1 protein-coding gene is annotated in these 14,931 nt (G+C 74.4%); it reads left to right on the top strand.

Annotation, left to right across the window (positions count from 1 at the left end):
- The first annotated feature begins 3 nt into the window (after positions 1-3).
- Positions 4-14,922, top strand: a complete 14,919-nt coding sequence (locus ACFPCY_RS09780) for an SDR family NAD(P)-dependent oxidoreductase (RefSeq protein ID WP_378253491.1) — start codon at positions 4-6, stop codon at positions 14,920-14,922.
- The last annotated feature ends 9 nt before the right edge of the window (positions 14,923-14,931 follow it).

The following is a 14,931-nucleotide window of genomic DNA, read 5'->3' as shown; positions in this document are numbered from 1 at the left end:
ACGGTGGAACCGAAGGTCGAGGAGATCGTCGAGGCGCTGCGCGGCTCCCTCGCGGAGAACGAGCGGCTGCGCCGGACCAACGAGGGCCTGCGCGCCGCCGCCGACGCGGCCGCCGAGCCCGTCGCGATCATCGGGACGGCCTGCCGGCTGCCCGGCGGCGTCGCGTCCCCCGAGGACCTCTGGTCGCTCGTCGCGGGCGGCCGGGACGCGATCGGCCCGTTCCCCGCCGACCGCGGCTGGGACCTGTCCGCGCTGTACGACCCGGAGCCGGGCAGGCCCGGCAAGAGCTACGTCCGCGACGGCGGCTTCCTGTACGAGGCGGGGGACTTCGACCCCGGCGCGTTCGGGATCAGCCCGCGCGAGGCGCTCACGATGGACCCGCAGCAGCGCCTGATGCTGGAGGTCGTCTGGGAGGCGATGGAGCGCGCGGGCGTCGATCCTGTCGCGCTGCGCGGCTCCCGCACCGGCGTGTTCGCGGGCGCGATGTACCACGACTACGGCGTGACCAGCAGCGACGGCAGCCTGGTCTCGGGTCGTGTCGCCTACACGCTCGGGCTCGAAGGTCCGGCCGTCACCGTTGACACCGCGTGCTCGTCGTCGCTGGTCGCGCTGCACTGGGCGATCCAGGCGCTGCGCGCGGGGGAGTGCGGCCTCGCGCTCGCGGGCGGCGTCAGCGTCATGGCGACCCCCGAGACGTTCATCGAGTTCAGCGAGCAGCGCGGACTGTCCCCGGACGGCCGCTGCCGCTCGTTCGCCGCGTCCGCCGACGGCACCGGCTGGGGCGAGGGCGCGGGCGTCCTGCTGCTGGAGAAGCTGTCGGACGCGCGCCGCAACGGCCACCGCGTGCTCGCGGTCGTGCGCGGATCGGCGGTCAACCAGGACGGCGCGTCCAACGGGCTGACCGCGCCGAACGGGCCGTCCCAGCGCCGCGTCATCGGCCAGGCCCTCGCCTCGGCCGGGCTGACGCCCGCCGACGTGGACGCCGTCGAAGGCCACGGCACCGGCACGACCCTCGGCGACCCGATCGAGGTCCAGGCGCTGCTCGCCACCTACGGCAAGGACCGCGAGGAGCCGCTGTGGCTCGGCTCGGTCAAGTCGAACATCGGGCACACGCAGGCCGCGGCCGGGGTCGCGGGCATCATCAAGATGGTCGAGGCGATCCGGCACGGCTCGCTCCCGCCGACCCTGCACGTGGACGAGCCGTCCTCGGCCGTGGACTGGGACGCCGGGAACGTCCGGTTGCTCACCGAGGCCCGCGCCTGGCCCGCCGTGGACCGTCCGCGCCGGGCCGCCGTGTCGTCCTTCGGCGTCAGCGGCACCAACGCGCACGTCATCATCGAGCAGGCCGCCGAGGAGACCGGCGAGCCGGTGGCGCCTCGTGTCGTGTCCGATGCGCCCGTTCTGCTGCCGCTCGGCGCCCGCACCGAGGCGGCGGTGCGAGCCCAGGCCCGGCGCGTCGCCGACCGCCTGGGCGCCGACCCGGACCTCGACCCGGTGGACGTCGCGTACTCCCTCGCCACGGGACGCGCCGCGCTCGACCACCGCGCCGCCGTCGTCGGACGCGACCGCGCCGCACTGCTCCACGGCCTGACCGCCCTCGCGGACGGCGCGCCGCTGGACGCCCCCGCCCGGGCGACCGGCCTGACCGCGTTCCTGTTCACCGGCCAGGGCAGCCAGCGGCTCGGCATGGGCCGCGCCCTGCACGCCGCGTTCCCCGCGTTCGCCCGCGCCTTCGACGAGGTCTGCGCGCGGTTCGACGAGGTGAGTGGGCCGGGCGGCGCGTCCGTCCGGGACGCGATGTGGGCCGGCGAGGACGCGCTGAACCGCACCGAGACCACCCAGCCCGCGATCTTCGCGCTGGAGGTCGCGCTGTTCCGGCTGCTGGACTCGTGGGGCGTCCGCCCGGACCTGGTCGCCGGGCACTCGATCGGCGAGCTCGCCGCCGCGCATGTCGCCGGAGTGTTCTCGCTGGACGACGCGGCCCGGCTCGTCGCGGCGCGCGGCCGCCTCATGGGCGCGCTGCCGCCCGGCGGCGCGATGGTCGCGGTGGAGGCGCGCGAGGACGAGGTCCGCCCGCTGCTCGGCTACGGCGTGGACCTCGCCGCCGTCAACGGCCCGACCTCGGTCGTCCTGTCCGGCGAGGACGACGCGGTCGAGGCCGTCGTCGCGCGGTTCGCCGACCGCCGGACGAACCGTCTCACGGTGTCGCACGCCTTCCACTCGCCGCTCATGGACCCGATGCTGGCGGACTTCCGCCGCGTCGCCGCGTCCGTCTCCTACGCCGCGCCGTCCGTCCCGGTGATCGCGGACGGTGACGTCACCGACCCCGAGCACTGGGTCCGCCACGTGCGCGGCACGGTCCGGTTCGCCGACGCCGTGGCGCGGCTGGAACGCGAAGGCGCCACCCGCTACGTCGAGGTCGGCCCGGACGGCGTGCTCACCGCGATGGCCCGCCAATGCCTGACCACGACGGCCGACACCGCCGTCCTCGTGCCGGTGCTGCGCCGCCGCGAGGACGAGCCCGTCGCGGCGCTCACCGCGCTCGGCCGCCTGCACACCGCGGGCCTGCCCGTGGACTGGGACGGCGTGTTCGACGGGCGCGGCGCGCGCCGCGTCGATCTGCCCACCTATCCCTTCCAGCGCGCCCGCTACTGGCTGGACAAGCGCGGCGGCTCCGGCGACGTGTCCGCCGCCGGGCTGGACCGGCCGGACCACCCGCTGCTGGGCGCGATGGTCCCGCTGCCCGGCTCGGACGGCGTGGTGTTCACCGGACGGCTGTCGGCGGGCGCGCACGCCTGGCTCGCCGATCATGTGGTGCTGGGCTCTGTGCTGCTGCCCGGGACGGCGTACGTGGAACTCGCGGTGCGCGCGGCCGACGAGGTCGGCTACAGCGGCGTCGAGGAGCTGACGCTGCACGCGCCGCTCGTCCTGCCCGAGCACGGCGGCGTCCAGGTGCAGGCCGCGGTGGGCGGGGCCGACGCGTCCGGCCGCCGGGCCGTGACGATCTACTCCCGTGCCGACGACGCGCCGCTGGACCGCGAGTGGGTCCTGCACGCCGAAGGCGTCCTGACGCCCGAGCCCGCGTCTGCCGGAGCTGCGCTGGAGGCATGGCCGCCGCGTGACGCGACGCCCCTTCCCGTGGACGGCTTGTACGACCGTCTCTCCTACGGCCCCTCGTTCCACGGGCTGCGCGCCGCATGGCAGCGCGGCGAGGAACTGTTCACCGAGATCGCCCTTCCGGAGGGCGTCGAGGCGGCGGGGTTCGGCCTGCACCCGGCCCTGCTGGACGCCGCCCTGCACGCCCTCGACCTGCTGCACGAGGACGCCTCCGTCCTGCCGTTCACCTGGTCGGACGTGGTTCTGCACGCCTCGGGCGCGACGGCCGCGCGAGTACGGCTGCGGATGCGTGGCGAGGACACCGTTTCGCTGGAGCTCGCCGACGCCGCCGGGCGACCCGTCGCGTCCGTGGGGGCGCTGACGCTGCGTCCGGTCACGGCGGACGCGCTGAACCGCGATCTCGACGCTCTTTTCCGCGTCGAATGGGTTCCGGCTGCGGCCGATTCCTCGGATTCGGACGACGAGGTGCTCGTTCACCGCTGCGCACCGTCCGGTGAGGGACCGGCGGCCGTTCGGGAGGTCGTCGAGGCCGCGCTGGCCGCCGTCCGGGACGCGCTGGAGCGCGAGACCAGGCTGATCGTCGTCACCGACGGCGCGACCGACGGTTCCGACCTCGGCCACGCGGCGGTGTGGGGTCTGGTGCGCGCCGCCGAGGGCGAACATCCCGGACGATTCGTTCTGGCGGACACCGATGCGTCCGTAACGGTCGCCGACGTCCTCCGGTACGGCGCTCCCGAGCTGCGGATTCGCGGGGGAGCCGCGGAAGTTCCGAGGCTCGTCCGGGCGGTCGCGGGTTCGGACGGCGCACCCGTGTGGGACGCGTCCCGGACCGTCCTGATCACCGGCGGGACGGGCGCGCTCGGCGCGGCCGTCGCGCGCCACCTCGTCACCGAGCACGGCGTCTGGCGGCTGCTGCTCGCCGGCCGCCGGGGCACGGCCGCGCCCGGCGCGGTCGAGCTGGTCGAGGACCTGACCCGGCTCGGCGCGGACGTCGAGGTCGTCGCCTGCGACATCGCCGACCGCGACGCCCTCGCCCAGCTGCTCGACGGCCGCTCCCTCGGCGGCGTCGTGCACGCGGCGGGCGTCCTGGACGACGGCGTCGTCACCGCCCTCACGCCCTCGCGCCTGGCCACCGTTTTCCGCCCGAAGGTGGACGCCGCCTGGCACCTGCACGACCTCACCCGCGACCACGACCTGACGGCGTTCGTGACGTTCTCGTCGGTCGCGGGCGTCCTGAACGCGCCCGGCCAGGGCAACTACGCGGCGGCGAACGCCTTCCTCGACGCGCTCGCCCTGCACCGGCACGCCTCCGGGCTGCCCGCGCTCTCGCCGGCGTGGGGCCCGTGGGCCGGGGACGGCATGGCGGACGGCCTCGCCCAGACCGGCATGCGCGCCCTGTCCCGAGACGACGGCCTCGCCCTGCTCGACGCGGCGGCGCGCGCCGGTGATCCCGCGCCCGTCCCCGTCCGGCTCGACCCGGCGTCCTTCGACGCGCCGCCGCCGATGCTGCGCGGGCTGATCAAGGGACGCTCGCGGCGCGCGGTCGACGCGGCTTCCGCGTCCGCGACCGGAGCCCTGCGGCGGCGCCTCGCGGGCCTGACCGACGAGGAACGTGCGGGCGAACTGCTGGACCTCGTCCGCGCCCAGGCCGCGACCGTGCTGCGGCACGCCGGACCCGAGTCCGTCGGGCCCGACCGCGCCTTCCGCGACCTCGGCTTCGACTCGCTCACCGCGATCGAGCTGCGCAACCTGCTCGGCGCCGCCACCGGGCTGCGCCTGCCCGCCACCCTCGTCTTCGACTACCCGACCGCCCACGACCTCGCCGGATACCTGCTGGACGAGCTGTCCGGCACGGACGTCGTGCCGGCCGTCGCGCCCGCGGTTCCGGTCGCCGACGCCCACGCCGCCGACCCGATCGTGATCGTCGGGATGGCGTGCCGGTTCCCCGGCGGTGCGCGCTCGCCGGAGGAGCTGTGGCGGCTCGTCGCCGACGGCGTGGACGCGGTCTCCGGCTTCCCGTCCGACCGGGGCTGGGACATCGCGGGCATCTACGACCCCGAACCCGGCAAACCCGGCAAGAGCTACGTCCGGACGGGTGGTTTCCTGCACGACGCCGCCGAGTTCGACGCGCACTTCTTCGGCATCAGCCCGCGCGAGGCCCGCGACATGGACCCGCAGCAGCGCATCCTGCTGGAGGTCTCCTGGGAGGCCCTGGAGCGCGCCGGAGTCGATCCGCACGCGCTCAAGGGCAGCCCGACCGGCGTGTTCGCGGGAGTCATGTACCACGACTACGGCGGCGGGAACGCGGCCGGAAGCATCGTCTCGGGCCGCGTCGCCTACACCCTCGGCCTCGAAGGCCCGGCGGTCACCGTGGACACGGCCTGCTCGTCGTCCCTGGTCGCGCTGCACTGGGCCATGCAGGCGCTGCGGACGGGCGAGTGCTCGCTCGCGCTCGTCGGCGGCGTGACCGTCATGGCCACCCCCGACACGTTCATCGACTTCAGCGAACAGCGCGGCCTGTCGCCGGACGGCCGGTGCAAGTCGTTCTCGTCCTCGACGGACGGCACCGGCTGGGGCGAGGGCGCGGGCATGCTCGTGGTCGAGCGCCTGTCGGACGCGCGCCGCAACGGGCATCCGGTGCTGGCTGTCGTCCGCGGGTCGGCGATCAACCAGGACGGTGCGTCCAACGGTCTGACCGCGCCGAACGGGCCGTCCCAGCAACGCGTCATCCGGCACGCGCTCGCGAACGCCGGTCTCTCCGCGTCGGACGTGGACGCCGTCGAGGCGCACGGGACGGGCACGACGCTCGGCGACCCGATCGAAGCGCAGGCGCTGCTGGCCACGTACGGGCGGGACCGCGACCGCGCCGAGCCGCTGTGGCTCGGCTCGATCAAGTCGAACTTCGGCCACACGCAGGCCGCCGCCGGCGTCGCCGGTGTGATCAAGATGGTCGAGGCGATGCGGCACGGCGTCCTGCCCCGCACCCTGCACGTGGACGAGCCGACGCCGCAGGTCGACTGGGACGCCGGTGACGTCCGGCTGCTGACCGAGCCGCGGGACTGGCCGGAGCGCGAGGCTCCGCGCCGGGCCGCCGTGTCGTCCTTCGGGATCAGCGGCACCAACGCGCACGTGATCCTTGAGCAGCCGCCGCGGGCTTCCGAACCCGTCGCCGACGCGCGCCGCGAACTGCCGGTCGTCCCGCTGGTGGCGTCGGCGAAGACGCGCGAAGCGCTGGACGTCCAACTGGCTCGCCTTTCCGACCTGACCGGCGACCCTCTCGACGTGGCGTACTCGGCCGCGACCGGCCGCGCCGCACTGGAACACCGCGCCGTGCGCGTGGGACCGGAGACGGTGACCGGTTCGGTCGAGGAAGGTCGCCTGGCGTTCCTGTTCACGGGCCAGGGCAGCCAGCGCGTCGGGATGGGCCGGGAGCTGTACGAGACGTTCCCGGTGTTCGCGTCCGCGTTCGATGAGGTCTGCGGTGCGCTCGGCCTGCCTCTGAAGGACGTGATCTGGAGCGACGAGACCCGCTTGAACCAGACGGAGTTCACTCAGCCTGCGATCTTCGCGCTCGAAGTGGCGTTGTTCCGCCTGGTCGAGTCGTGGGGTGTCCGCCCGGACTTCCTGGTCGGGCATTCGATCGGTGAGCTGGCTGCGGCGCACGTTGCCGGTGTTCTGAGCCTTGAGGACGCGGCGCGGTTGATCGTGGCGCGGGGCCGGCTGATGCAGGCGCTTCTGGCCGGGGGCGCGATGGTCGCGATTCAGGCGACGGAGGATGAGGTCGCGTCGCTGCTTGATGACCAGGTGGGGATTGCGGCGGTGAACAGCTCGTCCTCGCTGGTCATCAGCGGTGGCGAAGCCGCGGTTGCCGCGATCGCCGGGCGGTTCGCCGACCGGAAGCAGACGCGGTTGACCGTTTCGCATGCGTTCCATTCGCCGCTGATGGATCCGATGCTGGACGAGTTCCGGGCCGTCGCCGAGTCGGTCACCTACCACGAGCCGAAGGTTCGCCTGGTCAAGGACGTGGCATCGGCCGAGTACTGGGTGCGGCATGTCCGGGAGGCCGTCCGGTTCGCGGATGACGTGCAGCGCCTGGCTGACGAAGGCGTCACCTGCTTCCTGGAGATCGGGCCGGACGGTGTGCTGGCTGCGATGGCGCAGCAGACGGTCGAGGGCACGATGGCCGCGACGATGCGCCGCGACCGCGACGAGACCGCGAGCCTTTTCGTCGGCATCGGCCGGCTCTTCGCCGCAGGCGTTGCCGTTGACTGGAATGCCGTGTTCGAGGGGCGGGGCGCCCAGCGCGTCGAGCTGCCCACCTATCCCTTCCAGCGGCGCCGGTTCTGGACGGAGCCGAAGGGCGCGGCGGACGTGTCCGGGGCCGGGCAGCAGAGCGTCGATCATCCGCTGTTGAAGGCCGTCGTGGCGCTCCCGGACTCGGACGGGCTCGTCCTCACCGGACGGCTCGGGCTCGACTCGCATCCGTGGCTCGCCGATCACGACGTCCTCGGGACGGTCCTGCTGCCGGGCACCGGCCTGGTCGAAGTCGCGTTGCGCGCGGCGGAGCAGGTCGGGGCCACCGCGCTGGACGAGCTGACCCTTCAGGCCCCGCTCGTCCTGCCCGACCGCGGCGGTGTCGCCGTCCAGGTCGTCCTCGACACGGCCGACTGGACGTTCACCGTCTACTCGCGCGACGAGAGCACCCCGGACGAGCCCTGGACACGCAACGCCACCGGACGCTTCGCCGCCCACGCCGACGCACCCGCGTTCGACCTCGCCGCCTGGCCGCCGCCCGGCGCGTCCCCGATCGACGTGGACGGCGCCTACGAGTCGCTGATCGAACGCGGCTACGGCTACGGGCCGGTGTTCCAGGGGCTCCGGGCCGCCTGGCGGCGCGGCGACGAGACGTTCGCCGAGGTCGTCCTGCCCGAGGGAACGGACGCGGGCGGGTTCGGCGTGCATCCGGCGCTGCTGGACGCCGCCATGCACGCGGGTCTGCTCGATGCCGAGCCCGATGACGCGCTCGATGCCGAGCCCGATGACGGCGAAACGCATCTGCCGTTCGCGTGGAGCGACGTCGTGCTTCACCGGCCCGGCGTGTCCCGGGCGCGGGTCCGGATCGCTCCCGGAAGCGGCGAGGGAACCGGGCTCTGGCTCGCGGACGAGACCGGTCAGCCGGTGTTGCAGGTCGGTGGCCTGGTGTCGCGGCCGGTGTCGTCCGCTCAGCTCCGCGACGCCGACGCGCAGCTGTTCCGCGCGGAGTGGACGCCGACGACCGCAGACCTCGCCTCCCTCGATGGGACGACCGTCCTGCACGTCCCGTCCCACGAGGGGAACGTCCCGGACGCCGCACGCGCGGTCACCGGTGAAGTCCTCGCCGCCGTCCAGAACGTGCCCGACGACGAGAGGCTCATCGTCGTCACGAACGGCGCGCTCGACGGCACGAACCTCGCCCACGCCGCCGTCTGGGGCCTGGTCAGGGCCGCCGAGGCGGAGAGTCCCGGCCGATTCGTCCTCGTGGACGCCGACGCGGGGCTTCCGGCCGAGCTGCCGTCCGGCGAACCCGAGATCGCCGTCCGGGACGGCGAGATCCGGGTGCCGAGGCTGGCGCGCGCCGAGGTCGGCGACGCGGCTCCGGAGTGGGGGACGACCGTCCTCGTCACGGGCGGTCTCAGCGGCCTGGGCGCGCTGACGGCCCGGCACCTGGCCGGGGAGCACGGCGTCCGCCGGCTGGTCCTGACCAGCCGGCGGGGCGCGGACGCCCCCGGCGCCGACGAGCTGCGCGCCGACCTGACCGCCCTCGGCGCGGACGTGGTCATCGAGGCCTGCGACGCCGCCGACCGGGACGCGCTCGCCGCGCTCCTCGACCGGTACGAGATCGACTCCGTGGTGCACGCGGCCGGCGTGCTGGACGACGGCGTCCTCGCGTCCCTCACCGCGGACCGGCTCGACACCGTGTTCCGCCCCAAGGTGGACGCGGCGTGGAACCTGCACGAGCTCACCGCCGGACGCGGCCTGCGCGCTTTCGTCCTGTTCTCCTCGCTCGCCGGGACGGTCGGCTCGGCCGGACAGGCCAACTACGCCGCCGCCAACGCCTGGCTCGACGCGCTCGCCGAGCACCGGCGCGCGCTCGGACTGCCCGTCCGGTCGCTGGCGTGGGGCGCGTGGTCGGACGCGGGCGGCATGGCCGATCGGCTGGACGAGACCGAAATCCGCCGTCTCACGCGCGCGGGCACGCCGCCGCTGACCGTGCCGGAGGGGCTCGCCGCGTTCGACGCGTCCGTCCGGACGGAAGGCCCGGTGCTGCTCCCGCTCCGGCTCGACCTGGCGGCGCTGCGTGCGCAGGCGGTCGCGTCCGGGGTCGTCCCGGCGATGTTGCGCGGGCTGGTCCGCGTCCCGGCCCGGCGCGACGGCGGCGGCGGCGGGTCGGCGCTGCTCGACCGGCTCGCCGACCTCGACCCGGCCGGACGGGACCGGGCGCTGCTCGACCTCGTCCGCGCGCAGGTCGCGAGCGTGCTCGGCCACGACTCCGCGGACGCCGTCGAGCCCGACCGCGCCTTCAAGGACCTCGGCTTCGACTCGCTCACCGCCGTCGAGCTGCGGAACGCGCTGAACGCCGACACGGGGCTCAAGCTGCCCGCCACGCTCGTCTTCGACTTCCCGACCGCGCGGGCCGTCGCCGACCACCTCCGCGACACCCTCGCCGGATCGGTCGCCCGGACGCGCGTCACCGCCTCGGCGCGGCCGGACGACGACGAGCCCATCGCGATCGTCGCGACGGCCTGCCGCTACCCGGGCGGCGTCACCTCACCCGAGGACCTGTGGCGGCTCGTCGCGTCCGGTTCGGACGGGATCGCCGGCTTCCCGACCGGCCGCGGCTGGGAGGTCGAGCCGGGCGCGAGCCTCACCGACCAGGGCGGATTCCTGTATGACGCGGCCGGGTTCGACGCCGCGTTCTTCGGGATCAGCCCGCGCGAGGCCCGCGACATGGACCCGCAGCAGCGCCTGCTGCTGGAGGCGTCCTGGGAGGCGCTGGAGCGCGCGGGCATCGACCCGCACACCCTGAAGGGCAGTCAGACCGGCGTGTTCGCCGGAGTGATGTACCACGACTACGGCGGCGGCAGTAACGGCAGCATCGTCTCCGGACGCGTCGCCTACACGCTCGGCCTGGAAGGCCCGGCCGTCTCGGTGGACACGGCGTGCTCGTCGTCGCTGGTCGCGCTGCACTGGGCGATCCAGGCGCTGCGGTCGGGCGAGTGCACGTTGGCGCTGGCCGGAGGCGTGACCGTGATGGCGACGCCCGAAACGTTCATCGAGTTCACGCGTCAGCGGGGGCTCGCCGCAGACGGGCGCTGCAAGTCGTTCGCCGCGTCCGCGGACGGGACGGGCTGGGGCGAGGGCGTCGGGATGCTCGTGGTCGAGCGCCTGACGGATGCGCGTCGCCTCGGCCATCCCGTGCTCGCGGTCGTGCGCGGGTCGGCGATCAACCAGGACGGCGCGTCCAACGGGTTGACCGCGCCGAACGGGCCGTCCCAGCAGCGTGTCATTCTCCAGGCGCTGGCCAACGCGGGCCTCCGCACCTCGGACGTGGACGCCGTCGAGGCGCACGGCACGGGGACGACGCTCGGCGACCCGATCGAGGCGCAGGCGTTGCTGGCGACATACGGCAACGATCGCGACCGCGGCGAGCCGCTGTGGCTCGGGTCGATCAAGTCGAACATCGGCCACACCCAAGCCGCGGCCGGAGTCGCGGGGATCATCAAGGTCATCGAGGCGATGCGGCATGACGTCCTGCCGAAGACTTTGCACGTGGACGAGCCGTCCCCGCAGGTCGATTGGGACGCGGGACACGTCGAGCTGCTGACGGAAGCCCGCGAATGGCCGCGCGCGGACCGTCCGCGCCGCGCGGGCGTCTCGTCCTTCGGCATCAGCGGCACCAACGCGCACGTGATCATCGAGGAGGCGCCGGAGCCGGAGCCGGTTCCGGCTCCGGAACGGCACGAGCTTCCGGCCGTCCCGCTGGTGACGTCCGCCGCGTCGGCCGAGGCCCTCGATCGCCAGATCGAGCGCTTCGCGGAGGCGGCGCGCGACGGGGACGCGCTCGACGTCGCCTACTCCGCCGCCACCGGACGGGCCGTCCTGGAACACCGCGCCGTCATGGTCGACGGCGAGACCGTCACCGGCGTCGCCCGGCCCGGCCGGCTCGCCTTCCTGTTCACGGGCCAGGGCAGCCAGCGGGTCGGGATGGGCCGCGAACTGTACGAGGTCTTTCCGGTGTTCGCGTCCGCGTTCGACGAGGTCTGCGGCGCTCTCGATCTGCCGTTGAAGGACGTCATCTGGGGCGACGAAGCACGCCTGAACCAGACGGAGTTCACCCAGCCTGCGATCTTCGCTCTCGAAGTGGCGTTGTTCCGCCTGGTGGAGTCGTGGGGTGTTCGTCCGGACTTTTTGGTCGGGCATTCGATCGGTGAGCTGGCCGCTGCGCATGTCGCGGGAGTTCTGAGTCTCGAAGACGCGGCTCGGCTGATCACCGCGCGGGGCCGTTTGATGCAGGCGCTTCCGGCCGGGGGAGCGATGGTCGCGATCCAGGCGACCGAAGACGAGGTAACCCCGTTGCTCACCGGCAAGGTGGGGATCGCGGCCGTCAACAGCCCGTCGTCGCTGGTCATCAGTGGGGCCGAGAACGCAGTGGCCGAAATCGCGGAGCGGTTCGCCGACCGGAAGCAGACTCGGTTGACCGTTTCGCACGCGTTCCATTCGCCGCTGATGGATCCGATGCTGGACGATTTCCGGGCCGTCGCCGAGTCGGTCACCTACAACGAGCCGAAGATCCGGCTCGCCAAGGATGTGGGGACGCCCGAGTACTGGGTGCGGCACGTCCGGGAGGCCGTGCGCTTCGCCGACGACGTGCGGCACGTCGCCGACCAGGGCGTCACCCACTTCCTGGAGATCGGACCGGACGGCGTCCTGACCGCCATGGCGCAGCAGACGGTCGAGGGCACCCTGGCGGCGACGCTCCGCCGCGACCGCCTGGAGACCGCGAGCCTGTTCACCGGCATCGGACGCCTCTTCACCGCGGGCGTTCCCGTCGACTGGGACGCGGTGTTCGCCGGACGCGGCGCGCGGCGCGTCCTGCTGCCGACCTACCCGTTCGAGCACAGGCGGTACTGGACGACCGGCCCCGAGAGCCTCGGCTCCGCCGGGCTGGACGCGGTCGAGCATCCGCTGCTCGGCGCGATGGTCCAGCTTCCGGACACGGGCGGTGCCGTCTTCACCGGACGCCTCTCGCTCGACGCGCAGCCGTGGCTGGCCGACCACGACGTCCTCGGCACGGTCCTGCTGCCCGGGACAGGGCTGGTCGAGCTGGCGCTGCGGGCCGCCCGGCAGGTCGGCTGCGACGCCGTGGACGAACTGACCCTCGAAGCGCCCCTCGTCGTCCCCGAAGCGGGTGGCGCGGTCGCCGTCCGGGTCGTCGTCGGCGGCCCGGACGAGTCCGGGGCCCGCACGATCGAGATTTACTCCAGCGCCGACGACGACGCCTGGGTCCGCAACGCGACCGGAAGCCTCGCCGAGCAGGGCGGACCGGCCGTCGCGTCCGATCTGACGGCGTGGCCGCCGCAGGGCGCGACGCCGCTGCCCGTGGACGGCGCGTACGACCGGCTGCTCGCGCGCGGTTACGACTACGGCCCGGTGTTCCGGGGCCTGCGGGCGGCGTGGCGGCGCGGCGGCGAGGTGTTCGCCGAGGTCGCGCTGCCCGAAGGGGCCGAGCCCGAGCGGTACGGCGTCCACCCGGCGCTCCTCGACGCCGCGATGCACGGCGGCCTGATCGAGGAGGACGGCGAAGCGCCGCACCTCCCCTTCTCCTGGAACGGCGTCACGCTGCACCGGCCGGGCGCGGGCGCGTTGCGCGTCCGCATGGCGCGGGTGGACGGTGAAGGCGTGGAGCTGTCCGTCGCGGACGAGACGGGCGCGCCCGTCCTGTCCGTGGGGACGCTCGTGTCGCGTCCGGTGTCGCCTGCGCAGCTCCAGCCGGAGGACGCCGAGCACCGCGAATCGCTGTTCAGCGTCACATGGACGGCGGCATCCGGCGAACCGCACCGCGAACCCGAGCTGTACGTCGTCCCGCAGGCCGAGGGCGGGACGCCGGAGGCCGTCCGGGCGCTGACGGCACGCGTCCTGGCGAAGCTCCAGGACTGGCTCGCCGAGGACGGCGACGGGCGGCTCGCGGTCGTCACGCGCCGCGCCGTCTCGGTCGGCGGCGAGGACGTCGATCTCGCGCACGCGCCGATCTGGGGCCTGGTCCGGGCGGCCGAGGCCGAGAACCCCGGCCGGTTCGCGCTCGTCGACCTGGACACCGCCGGCGCCGAACCGGTCGTCCTGGCGGGCGAGCCGGAGATCGCCGTCCGCGAGGGCGAGCCGTACCTTCCGCGCCTCACCCGCGTCCCGGCCTCCGCCGTGGTCGCGGAGCGGACGCCCTGGCATCCGGACGCGACCGTCCTGATCACCGGCGGCACGAGCGGCCTCGGCGCGATCGTCGCCCGCCACCTGGTCACCGTCCACGGCGTGCGGCGGCTCGTCCTCACCAGCCGCCGCGGCCCGGACGCCCCGGGCGCGGCCGACCTGCGCGCCGAGCTCACCGAGCACGGCGCGGACGTCGCGGTCGAGGCGTGCGACGTCGCCGACCGGTCCGCGCTGGCCGCCGTCCTGGCCCGCCACCCGGTCGACACGGTCGTCCACGCGGCCGGCGTCGTGGACAACGCCCTGGTCGGCGGCCTGACGCCCGGCAGTGTGGACCGCGTCCTGCGGCCCAAGGTGGACGGCGCGTGGAACCTGCACGAGCTCACCGCCGACCGCGAACTGCGCGCCTTCGTCCTGTTCTCCTCGGTCGGCGGGCTCGTCCTCGCCGCCGGGCAGGGCAACTACGCGGCGGCGAACGTCTTCCTGGACGGCCTCGCCGCGCACCGGCACGGCCTCGGCCTGCCCGTGACGTCGCTGGCGTTCGGACTGTGGGCCGCCGACACCGGCCTCGGCGAGCTGGGCGACGCCGACCTGGAACGGATGCGCCGCCTCGGCCTCCCCGCGCTCGCGCGAGACGAGGGCCTTCTCCTGCTGGACGACGCGCTTCGCACCGACGAACCGTCCCTCGCGCCGTTCCGGCTGGACGCCGCCGCCCTGCGCGCCCGAGCCTCAGCCGAAGACGGCCTCCCCGCGCTGCTCCGCGGCCTGATCCGCATGCCCCGCCGCCGCGCGACCGCGACGGCCGCGAGCGGGGACGGCGGAGCGGAACTGCGCCGGAAGCTGACCGAAACCGCGGATCCGGCCGAACGCGACCGGATCCTGCGCGACCTCGTGCGCACGCACGTCGCGTCCGTCCTCGGACACGACAGCCCGGACGCGATCCGTCCGGACCGTCCGTTCCAAGAGCTCGGCTTCGACTCGCTCACCGCCGTCGAACTCCGCAACGCGCTGCGCGCCGCGACCGGCCTGAAACTGCCCGCGACCCTGGTCTTCGACCACCCGACCCCGGCCGCCATAGCCGCCGAACTGCACGAACAGCTCGGCGAGACCGCCTCCGGGCCGTCCGTCCTGGAAACGGAACTGGCCCGCCTGGAAGCGGCCCTCACGTCGGCGCACCCCGCAGCCGGCGACTACGACCGCGTGGCCGAACGGCTGCGCGCCCTCACCACCGCATGGACCGAAACGCACCGCCCGGCCGCGGCCGACGAGGCCGACCTGGAGTCGGCGTCGGCCGCGGAGCTGTTCGACATCCTCGACGAGGAGCTGGACACGCGCTCGGCGCGGTAGGCGCACGAA

This window comes from Actinomadura gamaensis (assembly GCF_042652125.1).
GTDB lineage: Bacteria > Actinomycetota > Actinomycetes > Streptosporangiales > Streptosporangiaceae > Spirillospora > Spirillospora gamaensis.
Note: the sequence above shows the minus strand (reverse complement) of the source record. Positions and strands in the feature narration are given on the sequence as shown.